The organism is Flavobacterium mekongense, assembly GCF_047038255.1.
GTDB classification, from domain to species: Bacteria; Bacteroidota; Bacteroidia; order Flavobacteriales; family Flavobacteriaceae; genus Flavobacterium; species Flavobacterium mekongense.
In genome coordinates this window covers 1,130,876-1,151,694 of sequence record NZ_CP174374.1, presented here as the reverse complement: position 1 = coordinate 1,151,694, position 20,819 = coordinate 1,130,876, and the positions used below count along the sequence as shown (strand labels likewise).

The following is a 20,819-nucleotide window of genomic DNA, read 5'->3' as shown; positions in this document are numbered from 1 at the left end:
CAGTTTATGAGAAACCAAAGTGTTACCAATAATTTAGATTGGATTAGTGTGGTGATTTACCTGATATTGGTCATATTGGGGTGGCTGAATATTTATTCATCTTCCTTATCATCCATAGAAGGCGAAACTTCAATTTTTGATTTCAGTCAGATTTACGGAAAGCAGTTCTTGTTTATCTTATTTTCTATTCCTATCATCTTTATTGTTTTATCGGTAGATGCCAAGTTTTATGAAAAGTATTCCAGTATCATTTTTGCCGTATCCCTATTATCCTTGGTAGGCCTTTTTGCTTTTGGAAAAACCATAGCCGGTCAGCGATGCTGGTATGGTATAGGTAGTTTTACGCTTCAGCCTTCGGAATTTGCTAAAGCCGCAACATCGCTGGCATTGGCCAAATATTTAAGTGATGTTCAAGTCAATTTAAAAGACTTCAACCGTCAAGTACAAGCGTTACTAATCATAGCTTTGCCGGTATTACTCATCTTACCGCAACCCGATCCGGGAAGTGCCTTAATTTACAGTGCTTTCATCTTGGTATTGTATCGTGAAGGTTTACCTTCATGGTATTTGTGGACCGGATTTATTGCTATCCTTTTATTTATAATGGCCTTAATTTTGAAACCATTAGTAATTATCGGGATTGCACTCGCTATCATTGTATTCATCTATTACCGGAGCAGAATCATTAACAGAAATTGGATCTTAAGTGCTATTATTTTTGTTGGGATTTCGGGTTTTGTATTCTCGGTAGATTATGTTTTTGAAAATGTTTTCAAACAACATCACCGTGATCGTTTCAATATTTTATTGGGAAAAGAAGTGGATATGAAAGGTGTTGGATACAATACCAACCAATCGGAAATTGCCATTGGCTCAGGCGGCTGGTTCGGAAAAGGCTATTTGGAAGGTACACAAACCAAAGGTGGATTTGTACCTGAACAACATACCGATTACATTTTTACTACTGTAGGAGAAGAATGGGGATTTGTGGGCTCTTTATTTGTGATTGCCTTATTTGTGGTTCTGATTATCCGCGTTATTTATTTAGCCGAACGACAGAAGACAAAATTCAGTAGGGTTTATGGCTATTGTGTGGCTTCTATCCTTTTCATTCACTTCTTCGTAAATATCGCCATGGTTGTAGGTGTATTTCCAACCATTGGAGTACCGTTACCTTTCTTCTCTTATGGCGGTTCAGGTTTATGGGGTTTTACCATTTTGCTTTTTATTTTCTTAAAAATGGACGCCAATAAAGTTAACGAGTGGTAAAAGCGGAACAGTTTTTGTAAATTTGGGATTACACTAAAATAATCTCATCATGAACATTAAATTGCCCTTTACATTATTGGTTCTTCTGAGCGGTTTTTCTTTATCTGCACAAGTGTTAAAAGACTCGGTTTCAAAACCGGTAGACTCTGTTGCTTTAAAACAAATCGAACTCCAAAAACCAGCGAAAGAGATAACACTTTCCCCTGAAGCTGCCGCTGCTATAAAAAAGGCTGCAGAGCAAAAGCAAAAAGAAGCCGAAAAAATCAAAGCTGCAGCGGAGAAAGAAGCCAAAAAACTGGAAAAAGAACAACGTAAGTTAGAGAAAGAACAAAAACGTTTTGAGAAAGAACAAAAGCGAATAGCCTCAGCCGAAAAATCGCTGATTAAGTCCAAAGAAAAACTGGTTAAAGAGCGAAAACGACTTGAGAAAATGCAAGCCAAATTGGAGAAAAACAAACGAAAAGATAAAATTTCCGAAATTGATATTGAGAAAGAAAACATCAAAATCAGTAAACAACAAATCAAAATAAAAGAAATTCAGGAAGACATTGACAAAGCTGAAAAGAAAGTCAACAAACTCAGAAACTAAAAAAAAGCCACCAATATGGTGGCTTTTACTTTTGATATCAGATTTAAGATTTTATGACAACTTTCTCTTTCTTTAACTTATTAGAAAGCCCTTTGTTGTTTTCCATCTGTAAGTCATTTAATATATGAATGGCTTCTTCGATATAGATGTCTTTTGACAAACTCTCGTGCCATCTTTCTCGTTTCTCTTTCAAAACGTTGTCCTTAGCCATAGCTTCTAATTCATAAGGAAGCGAATTGAAGATAAACTCGTTTTTGTAATCGGCAATCGGTTTGTACTTTTTGTTTTTCTCTTCCAAAGCTTTTTGTTCGGCTTTAAACTTATCGATGTTCAAACTGTAAACATTTTCTTTGTTGCGTTCGTCCAACCATTTGGCGTTGTCATCAATCAATTGAAGCTGAGAATTCGCTTGCATACGAGCTTTACTCTTTTTAATAGCTAACTCAAAATTGTTTTGTTTGTCCCAAATATTGTAATTGGCCGGATCAATTTTATCCCAAGGCATGGCGTTGTCAATATCGCGTTCACCCATTTTTAAATAAGCATATTTGTCCGGAATGGCAATATCACTCTTCACCCCTTCTAACTGAGTTGAACCTCCGTTAATACGGTAGAATTTTTGCGTAGTAGTTTTTAAGGCTCCTAAATCGCCATAAGTACTGCCGCGAACAAATTGGTTCAAATCGATTACATTTTGAACGGTTCCTTTTCCGTAAGATTGTTTACTTCCGATAACCACACCGCGTTTGTAATCCTGAATAGCTGCCGCTAAAATCTCCGAAGCCGAGGCGGAAAACTCATTAATCATTACTACCAATGGTCCGTCCCATTGCACTTTTGCATCACGGTCGTATAGTACTTCTTTCTTACCGGCAGCCGATTTGATTTGAACAATCGGACCTTGTTCGATAAATAAGCCTGCGATATCCACTACGGTTTTCAAAGAACCACCACCATTATCTCTAACATCCATTACAATTCCTTGAACGCCTTCTTTTTTCAAACGCTCTACTTCTATGGCTACATCTTTTCCGGCATCACGGCTGTTTTGGTCTTCAAAGTCGATGTAAAATTTCGGCAAATAAATGATACCGTATTTGTAGCCGTCTTTTTCAACTACACTCGATTTTACGTAAGTTTCTTCAATTTCCACCTCATCTCTGATGATGGTAATTACTTTGATGGTACCGTCTTGCTTTTTCACGGTCAATCGAACTTCAGTTCCTTTAGGTCCTTTGATTTTTTTCACCACGTCGTCCAAACGCATGCCTACTACATCAACAGGTTCCGCATCACCTTGCGCTACTTTTAAAATGACATCTCCCGATTCTAATTGTTTGCCTCTCCAAGCCGGCCCGCCCGAAATTAATTCAGACACTTCCGTGAAATCATTTTTCTTTTGCAAACGAGCTCCGATTCCTTCTAATTTACCGCTCATACTTAGGTCGAAACGCTCTTTTTCGTTCGGCGCGAAGTATGAAGTATGCGGATCAAATCGGGAAGAAATGGCGTTAATATATATTGAGAACCAATCTTCACGATCTAAGTCTTTTATAAAACTAAAGTTATCATTCAAAGAACTCAAAGTAGATTCTCTCGATTCTTTTTCCATTTGCTCGAAAGATTTAGGGGTGTAATTTTTCCCGGCTTCGGCATCTTTCTTTTTGTCTTCCTCTAACTTTTGTTTCTCTACCAAAGTCGACAAAGCAGAAAGTTTCACTTGCAAACGCCATCTTTCTTTTAATTCTTTGGTCGATTTACAATACGGAAGTTTTTCATAATCGGCATTAAAAGTTTCGTCAGCATTGTAATCAAACGGATTGGCTAAGGCATCTTTGTAATAGCTTTTGCTTTCTTCCATACGTTGCATCAAACGAGAATAAGTCAGTTCGAAAAACGACAATTCTTTATTCAGAATTTGATCATCAATTTGTGTTTCGTATTTGGCAAACTCATCGATATCCGATTGTAAGAAGAAACGCTTCGATGGATCTAACGCATTCAAATAATCTTTGTAAACGCCTTTGGAAAAGTTATCATCAATTGCGGCCGGATTGTAATGCCCTTTTTCGATTACAAACGTCAGCAACTCTATTAACAACTTGTCTTTTTCGGGATCAGATTCTTTTTTGCTTGGAAACAAACTAAATCCCAACAACGCTATTGATAAGGTTAACACTACCAATAGTATTTTATAATTCTTTTTCATAAACTGCATTATAACATTCATTAATTTTCTTCTAAATTAAACAAAAAACCATGCCAAGAGTTTCGGTCCGGACTAATTTTTTGTTAAAAAACACTTTTCCTTCTTAAAACTTAGTCGATTGGTTCAAAGTTATAAAAAAATGTAGCGTTCTAAAGCCTTAAAATGGTTAATTTTGCCTTAGGTTGTTTGACGCCCAACCACACAAATTTGTTACAATAAACACCAAAAGATGATTCAGAAACCCACCATTTTAGTAACCAATGACGACGGGATTAATGCTCCCGGAATCAGGGCTTTGATAGCGGTAATGGCCGAAATTGGCGACGTAGTTGTAGTGGCACCCGACAGTCCGCAAAGCGCTATGGGTCACGCCATCACCATTAACAATACCTTATATTTGAATAAAGTTTCCGCTGAAAATGCCCTTGTTACAGAATATGCTTGTTCCGGCACTCCGGTAGATTGTGTCAAATTGGCGGTGAATGAAATCCTAAAAAAGAAACCTGATTTGTGTGTGTCAGGCGTGAATCACGGATCGAACTCGTCAATTAATGTGATTTATTCCGGAACGATGAGTGCCGCGGTAGAAGCCGGAATTGAAGGCATTCCTGCTATTGGCTTTTCGTTATTAGATTACAGTTGGAATGCCGATTTTGAAACCATCAAACCTTTTATCAAAAAAATAGCTTTAGAAGTTTTGTTTAAAAAATTACCGGAAGGCACGGTTTTGAATGTTAATTTTCCGAAGTTACAATACGAAGACATCAAAGGCATTAAAATTTGCCGTCAAGCGAAAGCCATTTGGATGGAGAAATTTGACAAACGACAAACACCTTACGGCAAAGACTATTATTGGTTAACGGGAGAATTTGTCAATCAGGACAAAGGGGAAGATACCGATGAATGGGCTTTGGCACATGGTTATATATCAGTTGTTCCGGTACAGTTTGATTTGACCGCACACCACGCCATACAACAGTTGAATACTTGGGATTTGTAGCATTAAGTGAAACTCTATTACAAAAACGTATGAAATATTATATCATAGCCGGCGAAGCTTCGGGTGACTTACACGGTTCCAATTTAATGAAAGCATTGTATCAGGAAGATGCAACGGCCGATATTCGTTTTTGGGGAGGCGATTTAATGCAAAACGTAGGCGGTACTTTGGTCAAACACTACCGCGATTTGGCTTTTATGGGATTTGCCGAAGTGGTGATGAACTTGAAAACCATCCTTAACAATATCAAATTTTGCAAAAGTGACATCGAGAAGTTCCAACCCGATGTGATTATTTTTATAGACTATCCCGGTTTTAATATGCGCATTGCCAAATGGGCGAAACAAAAAGGCATCAAAACCCATTACTACATTGCGCCGCAAATTTGGGCGTGGAAAGAAAACCGAATCAAAGCCGTTAAAAGAGATTTCGACAAGCTTTATGTAATTCTGCCGTTTGAAAAAGATTTTTTTGAAAAGAAACATCATTTTCCGGTAGATTTTGTAGGTCATCCGTTAATCGATGCCATTCACAGCAGAAAGCCAACCGACGAGACTGTTTTCCGGGAAGAAAACCAACTGGACGACAGACCAATTATTGCTTTACTCCCGGGCAGTCGCAAACAAGAAATTGCCAAAATGCTTAGTGTGATGCTGAGTGTAGTTGACGATTTTCCGGCTTACCAATTTGTAATTGCCGGAGCGCCGAGTCAGGAATACGCCTTTTATGAGACATTTTTATTGCATCAGAATGTGAAATTCATCTCGAATAAAACTTATGATTTGTTGAGTATTGCCAAAGCAGCTTTAGTGACTTCAGGAACAGCAACATTGGAAACCGCATTATTCAAAGTTCCAGAAGTAGTGTGTTATAAAGGCAGTTGGATTTCATACCAAATTGCCAAGCGAATTATCACATTAAAGTACATTTCGTTAGTGAATTTGATTATGGATGAAGCAGTGGTAACCGAATTAATTCAGGACCAATTTAACACTGCAAACCTAAAAAATGAATTGCAGAAAATTTTAGATGACAACCATAAAAAGACACTTTTAGCAAAATACGACGAACTAGAAAACAAACTTGGCGGTTTAGGCGCCAGTGCTAAAACTGCTAAATTTATTATAAATGATTTAAAGTAGTTTTGATTCCGAAATCGAATTTTTAACTTTGCCAAAAAGTTACAGTTATCAAAAAAACAGGTTACATATTTCTTCTTTCCTTGCTGTTTTTCGCATGTAAACCGGCGGCTACTATAGTAACTTCCAAAGAAGTTGCTGTAAAAAAAGGTTTGTATACGGAACCTAAACCCGTTGCTACTACAGAAACAAAAAGTGTAGAAAAGAAAAAGAAAAACACTAATCCCGCAGTAGCTTCAAAACCTGTTGTAGCGGAAACTAAAACCTCAAAAAAAGTCATTGTTGATACTCCAAATGAGTCAGACATACTTATAGACAATGAAAACACCAGTTATTTGGTTCGTCAGTTAATCAATAGTGCTTCTGAAAATTTAGGTGTCGGTTATCGTGGCGGCGGCACTACTAAAGACGGATTTGATTGTTCGGGGTTGATTTATTCTACCTTTAAAAAATTCGACATTACGTTACCTCGTTCTTCACACGAAATGGCCACTGTCGGCACCAAGATTGATTTGAAAAATGCTCAAAAAGGCGATTTGATTTTCTTTATCAACCGCGGACAAAGGCGCATCAATCATGTTGGTATGGTAGTAGAAGTAACCGAGGAAGAAGTTAAGTTTATACACTCCTCTACCCAAAGCGGCGTGATTATTTCATCCACTAAAGAACCTTATTACAACAGAACATTCGTACAAATAAATAGAATTTTGTAGTATTTTTATTGTAATAAAAAGATTTATTATGTAATTTAGTTACATGAAAATCTTACAATTTCCGTTAAACCGTATTTGTGCATTTTTTGTTTTGGGATTGCTTTTGTATCAAAAAGGCTTACAACCTAATGCTTTAGCTATTGCTACAACGCTTTTAATTGGCTTAGGACTATTGGTGTTTTTTCATGGCTTTCCAAAAAGATTCAGAGCAATCAATGGTTTTGGTTGGGCAGTATGTTTGAGCGCTATTACTATCGGGTTATCGACAGCTGCCTTACATCAGGACACAAACAATGCTAAACATTATCTCAAACAAACCGAAGATCAAGCAGCATATATCTTTAAACTGAACATTAAAGAAAAATTAAAAAACACAACAAAAAACGAGAGGTATATTGCCGTTTTAGAACAGATTAACAACCGCAAAAGTAAAGGCAAGATCATACTCAACCTGAAACATCCCATTGAAAACAAGGTCTTGCCCATTGGAAGTCATTTGATTGTAAGTGGCCATCTTTACAAAAACAAACAACCTTTCAATCCAAATCAATTTGACTACTGTAAGTATTTGGAAAACCAACAGATTTATGCTCAAATCTACGGATCTTGGTCTACCTTGAAAATACTTGAAAATGATAGATCGCTATGGTCGAAATTCTCCAATTTCAGGACAGCTATTATTGATAACTTAAGGCGTTCCGATTTCAATTCTAAAGAATTAGCTGTGATGACAGCTTTGCTGTTAGGGCAACAACAAGACATTGATCCGGAAACTTTAAAAGATTACCAGCTCGCCGGTGCTGTACACATCCTATCGGTTTCTGGGTTACATGTGGGATTCATAATGATTTTTATAGGGTTCATCTTAAAACCTATTCCCAATACCCGAAGCAATGGGTATTTGAAACTACTACTGATTATTTTGGCGCTGTGGAGTTACGGTATTTTAGCCGGATTATCGCCCTCTGTTGTACGTTCGGTAACAATGTTTTCATTTGTAGCGATTGGCCAACATTGGCGTCGAAATGTCAATATATATCACTCCCTTTTGGTTTCTATCATGTTGATTTTACTTTGGAAACCTTCCTTTTTATTTGACGTAGGATTTCAGTTAAGCTATCTGGCCTTATTTTTCATTCTATGGTTACAACCATTATTAACCGATTTTTGGCATCCCAAGAACAAAATAATCGGATACTTTTGGGACATACTAACCGTTTCCTTTGCGGCTCAGTTGGGTACTTTACCGTTGAGTATTTATTATTTCCATCAATTTCCGGGCTTATTTTTTATAACCAATATTATAGTGCTCCCGGTGCTGAGTATTGTTATGGTGGTCGGTTTATTGGCCGTAATTGTTGCTTGTTTTGGTGCAGTACCTCAGTTCATCATTATTCCATTGGAAATGATGATAAATTGGCAAAACAAATGCATTGAATGGGTAGCCAACATGGATGCTTTTGTTTTTAAAAATATTGGCTTTACTACAGAAATGCTTTGGATAGCCTATATACTAATAAGTTGTTTTGTGCTTTGGCTTTACAAACCAATATACCTCAGAACAGTAGCTGCCATGATTAGCGTAGTCATATTGCAAGTTGTTGCAATACACAATAAATTCAAGACCGAAAATGCTCAGGAATTGATTGTATATCATCTCAAGAAAACCTCTATGATTAGCGAGAGAAAAAACAACAATGTAACGGTTTACGGCAATGACAGCATCCAAAACAACATTGCCAACAACCCAACACTACAATCGTATTTAACAGCCAATTTCGCAAAGCTGACACAAAGACAAAACTTAAAAAACCTGTACTACTTTAAGTCCAAAAAAATCCTCTTAATTGATAGCAACGCCATTGCTCCTCCAAAAATACATCCCGATATTGTTGTCATGATAAATTCGCCTAAATTAAATTTGGAAAGATACCTTTCAACCTGTAAACCAAAACAAATTGTGGCCGATGGTTCTAACTATAAAAGTTACATTAGGTTGTGGCGCACTACCTGCCATAAAGCAAAAATCCCTTTTCATTACACCAATGAAAAGGGATTTTATAAGATTTAATTCGGCATCGTATTACGACTTTTTATTTGCTATAATTTTATTGGCCCCATCTAACCAAACACTTGGTCCCCCGGCTACATATCCCGTACTTCCTATTTGCTCTAAGTTAATTTTTCCGTCTTTCTTGGTAGCGTTAACAAACCAAACGGTAGGATAACCACGTACTCCTAAAGCTTGTTGCAATTCCATGTTTTGCTTAACCAATTCCGCACTTTGTTGTGCTCTTCTTGGAAAGTCCAATTCCACCAAAACCACATTGTCTTTGGCCCATTTGGCAAATTCAGGTGTTTTTAACACCTCTTTCTGTAAACGGATACACCAACCACACCAGTCACTTCCGGTGAAAAATAATAATAAAGGCTTTTTAGTTTTTTTAGAAATCTCTACCGCTTTATTCATGTCGGTTTGCCAAGTTAATTCTTGAGCATTTATCGTTAATGATCCTAAAATCAAGAATAACGTAAGGATAAGTTTTTTCATTTTTTACTATTTTTAATTACAAATATAAACAAAAACAATACCAAGTATTGTCGGCTACTTTACATCCTGCATCAATTTTTTAACCAAGGGTGAAATCACAATTAGAACAATTCCTGCAACTAAAGCATAAATTGCTAACTGAAGATAACCATCGGCATAAGTATTTAATTTTTCCAAATTAGAGGCGTTTTCTGAAGCTTCTGCAATATTAGCTCCAAGTAATCCGGCAAAATATTGACCGTAAGCACTCGCCAAAAACCACATCCCCATAATTACAGCTTGCGTCTTTTGAGGCGACAATTTGGTCATGGCACTCATTCCGATAGGAGACAAACAAAGCTCTCCAAAAGTGATGATAAACCAACCGAAAGTAAAAATACCCAAAGACGTTCTTCCACCCGCATCAGCAAAAAATTTCGTGTAGTAGAATATCCAAAACCCTGCCGCTAAAAAAAGGAATGCCAATCCAAATTTTATAACAGTATTAGGCTCTATTTTCCTTTTAGCCATCCACAACCACACCAAACCAACCAATGCCGCAAACCCTATAACAAAAAAAGAATTAGCAGAGTTATTTACACCATTAGGACTTAACTCTAATCCCAAAATCTTGTTGTTTAAATTATTGGCAGCATACAAACTTAAAGAGCCTCCGCTTTGTTCAAAAAATGCCCAAAAGAAGATAGAGAAAATAATAAAGACTAAAGCCGCTAATAACTTTTTATTTTCAACCAAAGAGAAATTTTTCATTTCATAAAACAAGTACAAAATAGAAGCCGGACCAATGAACATCATGAAGTAATCCGTATAAACGGTATTCGCCACCATAATGATAATAACCGGAACTATTGCTAATGAGCCAACAAAAGTTAATATTTCATACAACTTTCTTTTAGAGTCTTCCAAAGTTGTTAATGGAGATAACCCAATGTTTCCAAGACTCTTTTGCGTTTGTGTAAATGTCAACAAACTGATAATCATCACAACAGCTGCAAATCCGAATCCTACATTCCAACGCAAGGCCTCAGGAACCAGAGACTTCCAAAGAGACCCTTCAGCAACTGCAATACATAAATAGCCACCAATTAAAGCACCAAGATTTACACCCATATAAAAGAATGAAAACCCTGCATCTCTTCTGGGATCACCATCTTTGTATAACTGTCCCACCATTGAAGAAATATTAGGCTTGAAAAAACCGGTACCTACTATAGTAAACCCTAACCCGATAAAAAAGAAGTTTTTAGGATCTACCGCTAATATGATACTCCCAATTATCATTAAAATACCACCCCAAAACAGCGATTTTCTCAAACCTAAAATTTTATCAGCAAAAAGTCCTCCGATAAAAGTAAATGCATAAACCCAAGCTTGCGTTGCGCCATACTGCAAATTGGCCACCTTTTCATTCATGGCCAGATGCTGTACCATAAAAACAACCAACATCCCACGCATACCGTAGAAACAAAAACGCTCCCACATTTCACTAAAAAACAAGTACCAAAGTTGTTTTGGGTATTTTCCTTTAAAATTTTGAATTTCTGCTATTGTTGTCATCTTAATTTATTCCTTTTTCTTTCATTACTTTATTCAATTGTTTCAGCAAAGCAAACATCAATAAGGTGGCAAACATCAGCAAGATAAAGTTTACCCAAAAGAAATTGGCTTTGTTGTCGTAAGTATCCCATAAACTGGCCAAAACACCCGACATTTTATTCCCGATGGAAGTTGATAAAAACCAACCTCCCATCATTAAAGAAGTGATGTTTTTAGGAGAAAGCTTGGATACCACGGACAATCCCATCGGACTTAAGAATAATTCTCCGATAGTAATCACACCATAATTGGCTACCAACCACCAAACGGAAACTTTTTCAGCACCGTTATTTCCTATTTGAACCGCTGCTACCATTACCAAAACTGACAAAGCGGAAATCAACAATCCAAAGGCAATTTTTGTTGGGGTGCTCGGTTCTTTTTTTCTGCTTCTTAAATAAGTAAAAAAGGCCACCACCAAAGGTGTTAAAATAATCACCCAACCAGGGTTAATAGACTGACTTAAATTGGCCGACCAAGTATAAACTTTACTGTCTTCTTGTGGCAATTTATCTTGATGTACATTTCTGAAATACAAAGGATAATCAACGGTTTTGACCACTTCACCGTCTTTTTTCTGAATGCGAAAAGCTTCATCGTATAAGGCAACAGAATCTTTTTTGTAAGTCAGCGTATCTACTAAGACTAGTTTAGACCCTATTTGCTGAGCGGTGCCTGTTAATTCTCTGTCGGTATACTTATCGCCCCAGTTATTCAATGCAGAGCCATTGAGTTTGAAAACAGCCCAAAATAAAATCACTACTCCAAATATGGCCAATAGGGCTCCAATTGGTCTTTTGTCTTCTGTTTTGGCTTTAAAATACAAGCTTCCGTAAAAGAAAATTACCGGAAGGCAAGCAAAAATAAAGGCGTCAGTACTATCGGAACCGAAGATCGCACAATCCGGATTGGCCTCTGATTGCACACCTTTAATCAACCATCCAATGACCCCAAAAATCACTGAAGGCAATAAAATGAATAAAACAATTTTATAAAATGGCATATCGCCCGGCTGCACCCCTTTCTTCTCGGTTTTATCACCATAATGCTTGGTTCCCATTAAAAAAACCACCACTCCGATAAACATCCCAACTCCGGCCGCCATAAAGGCATATTTCCAACCAAATAGAATTTTAAAGGCAGCACCAAAAAAGTTACAAATAAAGGCCCCAACGTTGATACCCATATAAAAAATATTATAGCCCTCGTCTTTCTTGTCTTTGTACTCTTCGTCATTATAGAAATTCCCCAATAAAGTGGAAATATTTGGCTTAAAGAAACCGTTCCCTAAAATAACCAGAGTCATGGCTAAGTACAACATTTTAATATCGTGTATGCCCATCATCATGTAACCGACACCCATCATTAATCCGCCGATGACTATGGATTTTTTATACCCAAAATAACGGTCGGCAATTAACCCCCCAATAAAGGGTGTTAAGAACACCAAAGCAATAAAAGTCCCGTACAAATCGGAGGCTTCTTTCTCGGTCATGGCAAATCCGGCTTCGACATCTTTAAGATATAAGGTAAAAATACCAATCATTAAATAGTACCCGAATCGCTCCCACATTTCGGATAAAAACAAATAAGGCAGTGCTTTAGGATGACTTTTCCACATAATTTTTTTGATTTAAAAAAACAAACCTACAAGGGTTACTTGTAGGTTTGAAAGATATAAAAATATTTTAATATGTGATGACTAGGTAATCCCGTTCATCATTTTCTTCAATCTTGGTGACAACAAAGCTAAAATGATAGCCGCAATACCACAAAGCACGACAAAAACCATAAAAAATTCATACAAGTTGTGGATTTCAAATCCGGCAAAAGAAGTATTTTCTAAAGGCAATTGTTCTTTTTCAAATAAAGCTACTTGCTCAGGAGTTAAAGTAATTTTTTTGTCCAAAACGTCTTGCAAGTTGATTCCTAATTTTTCTGCTTTTGCAAATTTATCTCCGGTTGCAGGAATAATAGCTCCCAAAGAACCCGCTAAAGCATAACCGGCTGCATTAGAAATAAAGAACACACCATACAACAAAGAAGCAAATCTTTTAGGCGCTAATTTACCCACCAATGACAATCCTATCGGCGACAAACAAAGCTCACCTAAAGTCTGGATAAAATACAACAACATCAACCATTTTATGGCCAATAAACCAGAGTTTCCTAAATCTTTTACATTATGAGCGATAATGAAATAACTCAAAGCTATCAAAGCCAAACCTATGGCTTGTTTTAAAGGGGAAACCGGTTCTTTACCTTTGGCTCTCAATTTATCCCACAACAAACTAAAAGGCAAAGCCATCATTACTACAAAGATTCCGTTGAAAATTTGCACCATAGAAGGCGGCATATTCCAACCGAAAATATTTCTGTCGGTTTGGTTGTCGGCAATAAACGTTAAGGAAGAACCTGCTTGTTCAAAAGCTGCCCAGAAGAAAATGATAAAGAAAGAAACAATATAGATTACCCAAATTCTTTGTCTTTCCACTTTAGTCTCAGCCGAACTCATAATTAAGTAAGCTAAAGCAATACCGGCAGAATAGATAAACGGATAAATAATCCCTTTAATCAATTGACCCATTTCTACCGAAGAAAAGCCAAACTCTCCCACCAAGATATATCTGAAAACAAAAAACAATGCAGCGAATAATACAAAAGCAATTCCTATTGCTTTACCACTGAATTGCGCTGTTTGTGTTTCTCCTTCTTCATAATCATCAGCGGCATTATTTTTAGGCAATCCTCCGATTGGTCTGCCTTCCGGAGTAACTACATATTTGTTTTTCAACAAAAAGAAAGTCACCGTTCCGATTATCATGGCTATGGAAGCGGCCAAGAAACCCCATTTAAAAGCAAAAATATCGCGAACTCCGGTATCGGCATCTTTAACATCTCCAACCCATGGACAGATAAACTGACCCAAGAAGGCTCCGATATTAATCCCCATATAGAAAATGGTAAATGCCGAATCCAATTTGTTTTTTTCTTGTTTGGGATATAAACTACCCACCATTGAAGAAATATTTGGTTTAAAAAAACCATTTCCAAAGATGATAATAAACAAGGCTATCCACATAAACAATTTAGCACTACCTATACTGGAATCAAAGGTTGAAGCACTGATAAACAACAAAAACTGCCCAATGGCCATTAAAGTTCCACCCAACATAATGCTGTATCGGTTGCCTATGTATTTGTCTGATATGAATCCTCCCAAAAGTGGTGTTAAATAACAAAGTGCTAAAAATCCACCGTAAATAATGGCTGCATCTGCCTCTTTAATCAATAATGAATTCACCATGAATAAGGTCAGAATCGCTCGCATTCCGTAGAAGTTGAATCGTTCCCACATCTCGGTCCCGAATAGCACCCAAAGCCCTTTTGGATGTCCTGTTTTTACTGTAGTTTCACTCATAAAATTGGTTTTAGTTTATTAGGTTGATTATAAATTTTCTTTGATAAAATTAGTCATTTTGTTGTACAATTGGATTCGGGTTTTGCCACCGTAAATTCCGTGGTTTTTATCCGGATAAATCGCCCAATCGAATTGCTTATTGGCTTGCACCAAAGCTTCCACCATTTGCATGGTGTTTTGCACATGTACGTTGTCATCGGCAGTTCCGTGGATCAAAAGGAATTTGCCTTTCAATTTATTCACATGATTGATAGGCGAATTATCATCGTATCCACTGGCATTTTCTTGAGGCGTTTGCATGTATCTTTCGGTGTAAATACTATCGTAAAAACGCCAATTTGTTACCGGAGCTACAGCAATAGCCATTTTGAATATATCAGCGCCTTTGAACAAACAATTACTACTCATAAATCCGCCGTAAGACCAGCCAAAGATACCGATTCTGGTTTTATCAACATAAGTATAATTCCCCATGACTTTAGCAGCATCGATTTGATCTTCCACTTCGTATTTTCCTAACTCTTTTTGAGTGCATTTTTTAAACTCGGCACCTTTAAATCCGGTTCCTCTTCCGTCCACACAAGCCACGATATATCCTTGTTGCGACAACATCATGAACCAGTAATCGTTGGCATTCAACCATTGATTGGCCACTTGTTGCGAACCCGGTCCTGAATATTGGAACATGAAAACCGGATACTTTTTAGACGCATCAAAGTCTTTTGGCTTGATCATCCAAGCATTTAGTTTGTGTCCCTTTTCAGTGGTTAACTCAAAGAACTCCTTAGTAGGTAAATCGTATTTCTTAACTTTTTCAGCCAAAGCTTTATTGTCGATAATAGTTTGAATTACTTTTCCGTCTTTAGCGTTGTTCAAAGTGTGAATGGTAGGTTGGCTAACGCTGGAATACGAATTGATAAAATATTGGAAATTCGGACTAAAAGTAGCATTATTGGTTCCGACTTGACTGGACAACTTCACTTTGTTTTTGCCGTCTAATCCGATTCTGTACACATCACGAACAATAGAACCGTTTTCCACCGATTGATAGAATACGGTTTTTGTTTTTTCGTCAAAACCATAGTAAGCGGTAACTTCCCACGGTCCTTTGGTAATTTGATTTTTCAGTTTCCCGGTTTTGTCATACAAATAAATATGGTTGTAACCGTCTTTTTCGGAAGTCCAAATAAAACTATTGTCTTTCAAAAAAGTCAAGTTATCGGTTACATCAACATAAGCTTTGTCTTTCTCGTTCAAAACCACTTTAGCAGTAGCTGTACTGCCATCGACAAACAACAAATCCAAATGGTCTTGATGACGGTTTAACACTTGCGCAGAAAGCACATTGGCGTCGTTGGTCCATTTCATTCTAGCAATGTAAAAGTCTTTGTAATTACCTAAATTAGTGGTTTTAGTGGTATTGGCAGCCACATCGTAAATATGCAAAGAAACCAAAGCGTTTTTCTCTCCGGCTTTAGGATACTTGAAAGTTTCTACCGTTGGATACAAGTCTTTTTTGAAAATATTCATCGAAAACTCAGGCACTTCGGTTTCATCAAAACGGATGTAAGCTAACTTTTTGCTGTCGGCACTCCAATCATAAGCTCTTACAAAGGCAAACTCTTCTTCGTAAACCCAATCGGTAATCCCATTAATGATGCTGTTTTTCTTGCCGTCGGTAGTCACTTGCGTGGTTTTTCCTGAGGCGATGTCAAAAATGTATAAGTTGTTCGCTTTGGCAAAACCGATTTTAGTTCCGTCAGGCGAAAAGGTTGGTTCCTGAACTTGCTCTAATACCTTAGTTAATTTTTGAGTACTTAGGTTATACAAAAAATAATCCGCAGTGAACGAGTGACGGAAAATTGGATTGGTATTATTGGCCAAAAGCAACTGCTTTTCGTCGGCACTAAAAACAAAACTATCGATACCGTTGGCCAATTCAGGGAACTTTTTGGTATCGATAATCGTTGCCACTTTTTGAAGTGTTGCAAAATCGTGTAAATCAATTTGCATACTGCGACTACTTCTGTCAAAGTTTAAAACCGCATATTGGTTGGTGTTTTTCATGGCGAAAAGTTCCTCCATGTTTTCGGCTCTGAAGGCGCCACCGTAAATTTCTTCTACGCTAATTTTTTGTTGTGCCACTGTAACCCAAGCGGATAACAGCAAAAGAACGAGTATTGATTTCGATTTCATTGTAATGATGAATGGTTAAAGACGTCAATTTTAGTGAAAATTTTACAATTGACCTCTTATTTTTATGTTAAATGCAATTCAGAAAGGATTTTGCAACAACTAACTGACAGAAAAACAAAAAACCCTGATAATTTCTTATCAGGGTTTTGAAAGTGGTACCTCCAGGAATCGAACCAGGGACACATGGATTTTCAGTCCATTGCTCTACCAACTGAGCTAAGGTACCTTTCGTTGTTGCGGGTGCAAATATAGAACGATTTTTAATTTATCCAAAACAAATAATAAAAAAAAACTATTCTTACCTTAGCCTGATAAAATACACCGCCATGCTTTTAGCCGTTGATGTTGGAAACACCTTAATTAAAAGTGCTGTCTTTGAACACGATACTCTTTTAGAGTTGTTCTACTTAGAGTACGAAGACGTGCCTGAAAAAATAAATTTTATTTTATGCCAACATCCAAAAATTGAGGTTTTGGTAGTTTCTTCTGTAGGCAAATTGGATGGAAAGATTTTTAACTCCTTCAAAAATAAGGTGAAAGTTTATGAAGTTTCAAGACAAGACAAGTTCCCGTTTCAAAATTTATACAGCACTCCGAAAACTCTGGGTTTAGACCGAATGATCTTGGCTTCGGGTGCAACATTACAATATCCTGATCAAAACAGATTGGTAATCGATGCCGGGACTTGTATTACATACGACTTTATTAACGACCAAAACCAATATCTGGGAGGTGCCATTTCGCCCGGAATCAGATTGCGATATGAATCGCTTCATCAATACACGGCTAAATTGCCTTTACTAACTAAAAAACATCCGGAAAACACCATAGGGAATTCAACAAATGAATCCATACATTCAGGTGTAGTGAACGGCATTCTCCATGAAATTGATGGTTTTATAGAGGCCTATCAATCTCAATACGCTAAATTTATCATAATTTTAACTGGTGGTGATGCAGATTTTTTGGCTAAACAATTAAAAAATACCATATTTGCCAATTCAAATTTTCTCTTGGAAAGTTTGAACCAAACATTTCAATACAATCAAAAATGATTAAAAAAATTGTAGTAAGCCTCAGCTTGCTTTTTTCATTGACATCTTTAGCTCAAGAAGGAACCTCTTCACCTTATTCATTTTACGGCATAGGCGATATTAAATTCAAAGGCGCTGTAGATACTCGTTCAATGGGGAGCTTAACCGTTTTTCCGGACAGTATTCACTTAAATATTCAAAACCCGGCACATTTGGCAAGTTTAAAACTGACTTCTTTTGCGGTTGGCGGCACATATGCAAACACTAAATTCCAATCGGAAACATCAGACGGCAAAGCCAGAAGAACCTCATTGGATTATTTGGCTATCGGCATTCCTGTTGGAAAACTCGGTATAGGATTCGGACTCATTCCGTATTCATCTGTTGGCTACAAAATTCAGAGTATAACCGAAGGCGATAACCCGACATTTTCCAGATACAGTGGCGTTGGTGGTGTGAATAAAGTTTTTGCCGGCTTTGGCTACAAACTAACCAAACAAATCAACTTTGGAGCAAACTTTCAATACAATTTCGGAACCATCGAAACAACAAATTTGAGATACTTAGCAAGTGTTCAATACGGTACTCGTGAAAATAATTATTCAGATTTGCAAGGATTTAATTTGGATTTAGGATTGACCTATCAAGCTAAGTTAAATGAAAAACTATCTCTCTTCAGTAGTATATCTTACAGTCCTGAATCCAAGCTCAAATTGGACAACTCCAGGAGCATTGATTTGATTCAATTTTTGAGTACCGGAGCCACAAGTACTGTCCAAACTGAAGAAGTTGCTGTGGCAAACACCGAAATCAAGATCCCGTCCAAATGGTCGTTTGGAACCGGTGTTGGCGAATTGAAAAAATGGATGTTGGGCGGCGAAATCACATTAATCAATAACAGCGTAATGAGTAACCGTTTCACCGATATTGACGATGCTGTTTTTGAAAACTCTACACGTTATGCCATGGGAGGTTATTTTATACCTAACTACAATTCCTATTCAGGCTATTTCAAAAGAATTGTTTACAGAGCAGGCTTGAGATATGAAAACACCGGTTTGGTTTTACAAGACAAATCAATCACCGATGCCGCCATGAATATTGGTTTCGGACTTCCTTTAAGCGGTACTTTTTCTAAAATTAACATTAATTTTGAGTACGGTAAAAGAGGCACAAAGTATTACAACTTAGTCGAAGAAAATTATTTTAACATAAGTATAGGACTCGCCTTGAGTGACAAATGGTTTGTAAAACGTAAATTTGACTAAAAATCAATGTTATGAAAGCACTACTCTTCACCCTAACCTTATTGGCTTTTACCTCTGGCCATTCGCAAAAGTATGATTGTGCTTCAAAAACGAAAGAATACCAAGAGTTTTTAAAAACCAAAGACTTCAACGGTTCTTTTGAAATTTGGTCTGAAGTCAGCAAAAAGTGTCCCAAAGAAAGTGAAACCATTTACAGTGATGGTTTGGAAATTTTACAATACAAAATTGACAACGCTGCCAATGCCGAAGATAAAGAAAAATTAGTCAGAAGCGTTTTGAGCCTTTACGATCAATTTTACAAATACTTTCCAAAAGCAGTTCCTGATTACGAAGCAAAGAAAGCCATGGCGCTTTACAACAACCACATAGAAGCTGAAACCGAAATTTTAGCCCTTTTGGAGAGTGGATTTTCTAATGCTTCTACCGAAGTTAAAGATGCTAACACCATTTTTACTTACTTCCGTTTGTGCTATGAAAAATTCAAGGCAGGTGACACCAAATACACTGCTGATGCAACATTAGACCGATACGCTTTGGTAAGTGCTTTACTGAAAAATCTACAACTTTCAACTACGGGCAACAATACTGATTACAAGACAGCGCAACGCGGCATAGACGCCATGACCAAAGACTTGGCTACTTGTGACAACCTTGAAGCTTACTTTAATAAAAATTTTAGCGCTAACAACAACAATGTGGCCTGGCTGAGTGTTGCTTTAACCAACATGTCCGCTAAATGCGGTGCTAAACCGGTGTTTTCCAAAATGGCGGAACAATTATTCTCGCTACAGGTTTCTTCTCAATCAGCCTATTTTATGGCCATAGCCACATTAAACCAAAAGAAATTTAAAGAATCAATACAGTATTATAACCAAGCCGCCGAATTGGAAACCAATAGCGTAAAAAAAGCCGAAATTTACTATGCATTAGGCACAGGTTTGTTGGCCAATGATATGCCGAAATCAAAAGAAGCTTTAAACAAAGCCTTGCAAGCTGACCCAAGCATGGGAAGGGCTTATTTGTTTTTGGCCCAACTTTATGCTAACAGCGCCAACACTTGCGGTAAAACAGATTTTGAGAAGAAAGCTGTTTACACATTAGCGGCACAAACCGCAAGAAAAGCGGCTGCCAGTGAACCCATGCTAAAAGCTGCAGTCGACAAAATGACCGCAGAATTAGAAGCAAAAGGTTTAACCACTTCCATTGTAAAGAGTGAAAAAATGTCGGGTAAACCCATCTCTATCGGTTGTTGGATTAACGAAACCATTACCTTTCCCGCCAAATAATGAATTATTTATCCAAAAATAGTATTCCGTTTTGGGCGGTCCTTTTATGTCTTAGCATTGCCTCTTGTGAGAGTAATTTTAAGGAAGTTCAAAAAATGGGTGTATCCGAATTTACGCCCAGCGGTGATGCAGATTCTATCAATTTAAAATATACCGACTCGGGCAGAATAACCGCCAATTTAATCAGTCCGAAAATGCTCGATTACGCCACCGTTGAATATCCTTTTACGGAATTCCCTAACGGCATGCATCTGACTTTGTTTGACAAAAACGGCAAACAAACCTATATCGATGCCAAATACGCCATTTCACACAAAACCACTAATATTATTGACTTGCAAGGCGATGTAAAAATTTCCAACCAAAACGGGGAACTTTTAGAAACCGAACAATTGTATTACGACCAAAAAAACGAATGGTTTTTTACCGAAAAAAAGTTTAAATTTACTTCACCAAAAGGTGTTTCTTATGGCGAAGGAATCGACTTTAGCAAAGACTTTAAAAAAGTAAACTCACAAAAAATATCCGGACAAGTCCAATCAGAATAA

Annotated in this window: 16 protein-coding genes and 1 tRNA gene; 10 read left to right on the top strand and 7 right to left on the bottom strand. The window is 37.2% G+C overall.

All coding sequences use genetic code 11. The features are described 5' to 3' along the window. The first annotated feature begins 6 nt into the window (after positions 1-6). Positions 7-1,269, top strand: a complete 1,263-nt coding sequence (gene rodA / locus ACJG85_RS04835) for a rod shape-determining protein RodA (protein ID WP_409678955.1) — start codon at positions 7-9, stop codon at positions 1,267-1,269. A gap of 49 nt (positions 1,270-1,318) precedes the next feature. Continuing rightward, positions 1,319-1,858: a hypothetical protein gene (locus tag ACJG85_RS04830; RefSeq protein ID WP_412477054.1), complete on the top strand. Its 540-nt coding sequence runs from the start codon at positions 1,319-1,321 to the stop codon at positions 1,856-1,858. A gap of 43 nt (positions 1,859-1,901) precedes the next feature. On the opposite strand, the gene ACJG85_RS04825 is transcribed toward ACJG85_RS04830, so the two are convergent. After that, positions 1,902-4,088, bottom strand: coding sequence for a carboxy terminal-processing peptidase (locus tag ACJG85_RS04825; RefSeq protein ID WP_409678950.1), 2,187 nt, complete (start codon positions 4,086-4,088; stop codon positions 1,902-1,904). A 208-nt stretch (positions 4,089-4,296) separates the two neighbouring features. On the opposite strand from ACJG85_RS04825, the gene surE reads away from it, so the two are divergent. From surE to ACJG85_RS04805, 4 genes are all read left to right on the top strand, one after another. Next, positions 4,297-5,067 carry a 5'/3'-nucleotidase SurE gene (gene surE / locus ACJG85_RS04820; RefSeq protein WP_409678947.1) on the top strand — a complete coding sequence of 257 codons (771 nt, stop codon included), beginning with the start codon at positions 4,297-4,299 and terminating at the stop codon, positions 5,065-5,067. A gap of 29 nt (positions 5,068-5,096) precedes the next feature. After that, entirely contained in the window at positions 5,097-6,209 is a 1,113-nt protein-coding gene (lpxB, locus tag ACJG85_RS04815; RefSeq protein ID WP_412477053.1) for a lipid-A-disaccharide synthase, read from the top strand. Positions 6,210-6,289: 80 nt separating this feature from the next. Further along, positions 6,290-6,919, top strand: a complete 630-nt coding sequence (locus ACJG85_RS04810; protein ID WP_409678942.1) for a C40 family peptidase — start codon at positions 6,290-6,292, stop codon at positions 6,917-6,919. 43 nt (positions 6,920-6,962) lie between these two features. Continuing rightward, positions 6,963-8,990, top strand: coding sequence for a ComEC/Rec2 family competence protein (locus tag ACJG85_RS04805; RefSeq protein ID WP_412477052.1), 2,028 nt, complete (start codon positions 6,963-6,965; stop codon positions 8,988-8,990). A 12-nt stretch (positions 8,991-9,002) separates the two neighbouring features. On the opposite strand, the gene ACJG85_RS04800 is transcribed toward ACJG85_RS04805, so the two are convergent. The 6 genes from ACJG85_RS04800 to ACJG85_RS04775 all read right to left on the bottom strand — a co-directional run bounded on the left by ACJG85_RS04800 (position 9,003) and on the right by ACJG85_RS04775 (position 16,909). Beyond that, positions 9,003-9,470: a thioredoxin family protein gene (locus ACJG85_RS04800; protein ID WP_409678936.1), complete on the bottom strand. Its 468-nt coding sequence runs from the start codon at positions 9,468-9,470 to the stop codon at positions 9,003-9,005. 54 nt (positions 9,471-9,524) lie between these two features. Continuing rightward, positions 9,525-11,027, bottom strand: coding sequence for a peptide MFS transporter (locus ACJG85_RS04795; protein WP_409678933.1), 1,503 nt, complete (start codon positions 11,025-11,027; stop codon positions 9,525-9,527). Position 11,028: 1 nt separating this feature from the next. Continuing rightward, positions 11,029-12,687, bottom strand: coding sequence for a peptide MFS transporter (locus tag ACJG85_RS04790; protein ID WP_412465025.1), 1,659 nt, complete (start codon positions 12,685-12,687; stop codon positions 11,029-11,031). 81 nt (positions 12,688-12,768) lie between these two features. Next, positions 12,769-14,487, bottom strand: coding sequence for a peptide MFS transporter (locus ACJG85_RS04785; RefSeq protein ID WP_412477051.1), 1,719 nt, complete (start codon positions 14,485-14,487; stop codon positions 12,769-12,771). Between the two features lie 27 nt (positions 14,488-14,514). Beyond that, the gene (locus ACJG85_RS04780; protein WP_412477050.1) at positions 14,515-16,683 is read right to left on the bottom strand and encodes a S9 family peptidase; all 2,169 of its coding nucleotides are present in this window, start codon (positions 16,681-16,683) and stop codon (positions 14,515-14,517) included. Positions 16,684-16,836: 153 nt separating this feature from the next. Beyond that, positions 16,837-16,909: transfer RNA gene (locus ACJG85_RS04775), tRNA-Phe, on the bottom strand. Between the two features lie 100 nt (positions 16,910-17,009). On the opposite strand from ACJG85_RS04775, the gene ACJG85_RS04770 reads away from it, so the two are divergent. Genes ACJG85_RS04770 through lptC form a run of 4 tightly spaced genes read left to right on the top strand, consistent with a single transcriptional unit; the run spans position 17,010 to position 20,819 of the window. Further along, positions 17,010-17,738, top strand: coding sequence for a type III pantothenate kinase (locus tag ACJG85_RS04770; protein WP_412477049.1), 729 nt, complete (start codon positions 17,010-17,012; stop codon positions 17,736-17,738). Beyond that, complete coding sequence (locus ACJG85_RS04765) at positions 17,735-18,985, top strand: hypothetical protein (protein WP_412477048.1); 1,251 nt, start codon at positions 17,735-17,737, stop codon at positions 18,983-18,985. Before ACJG85_RS04770 ends, ACJG85_RS04765 begins: the two co-directional genes overlap by 4 nt. An 11-nt stretch (positions 18,986-18,996) precedes the next feature. After that, positions 18,997-20,271: a tetratricopeptide repeat protein gene (locus ACJG85_RS04760; RefSeq protein WP_412477047.1), complete on the top strand. Its 1,275-nt coding sequence runs from the start codon at positions 18,997-18,999 to the stop codon at positions 20,269-20,271. Continuing rightward, a complete protein-coding gene (gene lptC / locus ACJG85_RS04755; RefSeq protein ID WP_409678917.1) occupies positions 20,271-20,819 on the top strand; it encodes an LPS export ABC transporter periplasmic protein LptC in 549 nt (182 codons plus the stop codon). Before ACJG85_RS04760 ends, lptC begins: the two co-directional genes overlap by 1 nt.

Excerpts from the sequence above, each read along its gene's own strand:
- rodA (WP_409678955.1), top strand. The coding sequence starts at position 7 with ATGAGAAACCAAAGTGTTACCAATAATTTAGATTGGATTAGTGTGGTG.
- ACJG85_RS04830 (WP_412477054.1), top strand. The coding sequence starts at position 1,319 with ATGAACATTAAATTGCCCTTTACATTATTGGTTCTTCTGAGCGGTTTT.
- ACJG85_RS04825 (WP_409678950.1), bottom strand. The coding sequence starts at position 4,088 with ATGAATGTTATAATGCAGTTTATGAAAAAGAATTATAAAATACTATTG.
- surE (WP_409678947.1), top strand. The coding sequence starts at position 4,297 with ATGATTCAGAAACCCACCATTTTAGTAACCAATGACGACGGGATTAAT.
- lpxB (WP_412477053.1), top strand. The coding sequence starts at position 5,097 with ATGAAATATTATATCATAGCCGGCGAAGCTTCGGGTGACTTACACGGT.
- ACJG85_RS04805 (WP_412477052.1), top strand. The coding sequence starts at position 6,963 with ATGAAAATCTTACAATTTCCGTTAAACCGTATTTGTGCATTTTTTGTT.
- ACJG85_RS04800 (WP_409678936.1), bottom strand. The coding sequence starts at position 9,470 with ATGAAAAAACTTATCCTTACGTTATTCTTGATTTTAGGATCATTAACG.
- ACJG85_RS04795 (WP_409678933.1), bottom strand. The coding sequence starts at position 11,027 with ATGACAACAATAGCAGAAATTCAAAATTTTAAAGGAAAATACCCAAAA.
- ACJG85_RS04790 (WP_412465025.1), bottom strand. The coding sequence starts at position 12,687 with ATGTGGAAAAGTCATCCTAAAGCACTGCCTTATTTGTTTTTATCCGAA.
- ACJG85_RS04785 (WP_412477051.1), bottom strand. The coding sequence starts at position 14,487 with ATGAGTGAAACTACAGTAAAAACAGGACATCCAAAAGGGCTTTGGGTG.
- ACJG85_RS04780 (WP_412477050.1), bottom strand. The coding sequence starts at position 16,683 with ATGAAATCGAAATCAATACTCGTTCTTTTGCTGTTATCCGCTTGGGTT.
- ACJG85_RS04770 (WP_412477049.1), top strand. The coding sequence starts at position 17,010 with ATGCTTTTAGCCGTTGATGTTGGAAACACCTTAATTAAAAGTGCTGTC.
- ACJG85_RS04765 (WP_412477048.1), top strand. The coding sequence starts at position 17,735 with ATGATTAAAAAAATTGTAGTAAGCCTCAGCTTGCTTTTTTCATTGACA.
- ACJG85_RS04760 (WP_412477047.1), top strand. The coding sequence starts at position 18,997 with ATGAAAGCACTACTCTTCACCCTAACCTTATTGGCTTTTACCTCTGGC.
- lptC (WP_409678917.1), top strand. The coding sequence starts at position 20,271 with ATGAATTATTTATCCAAAAATAGTATTCCGTTTTGGGCGGTCCTTTTA.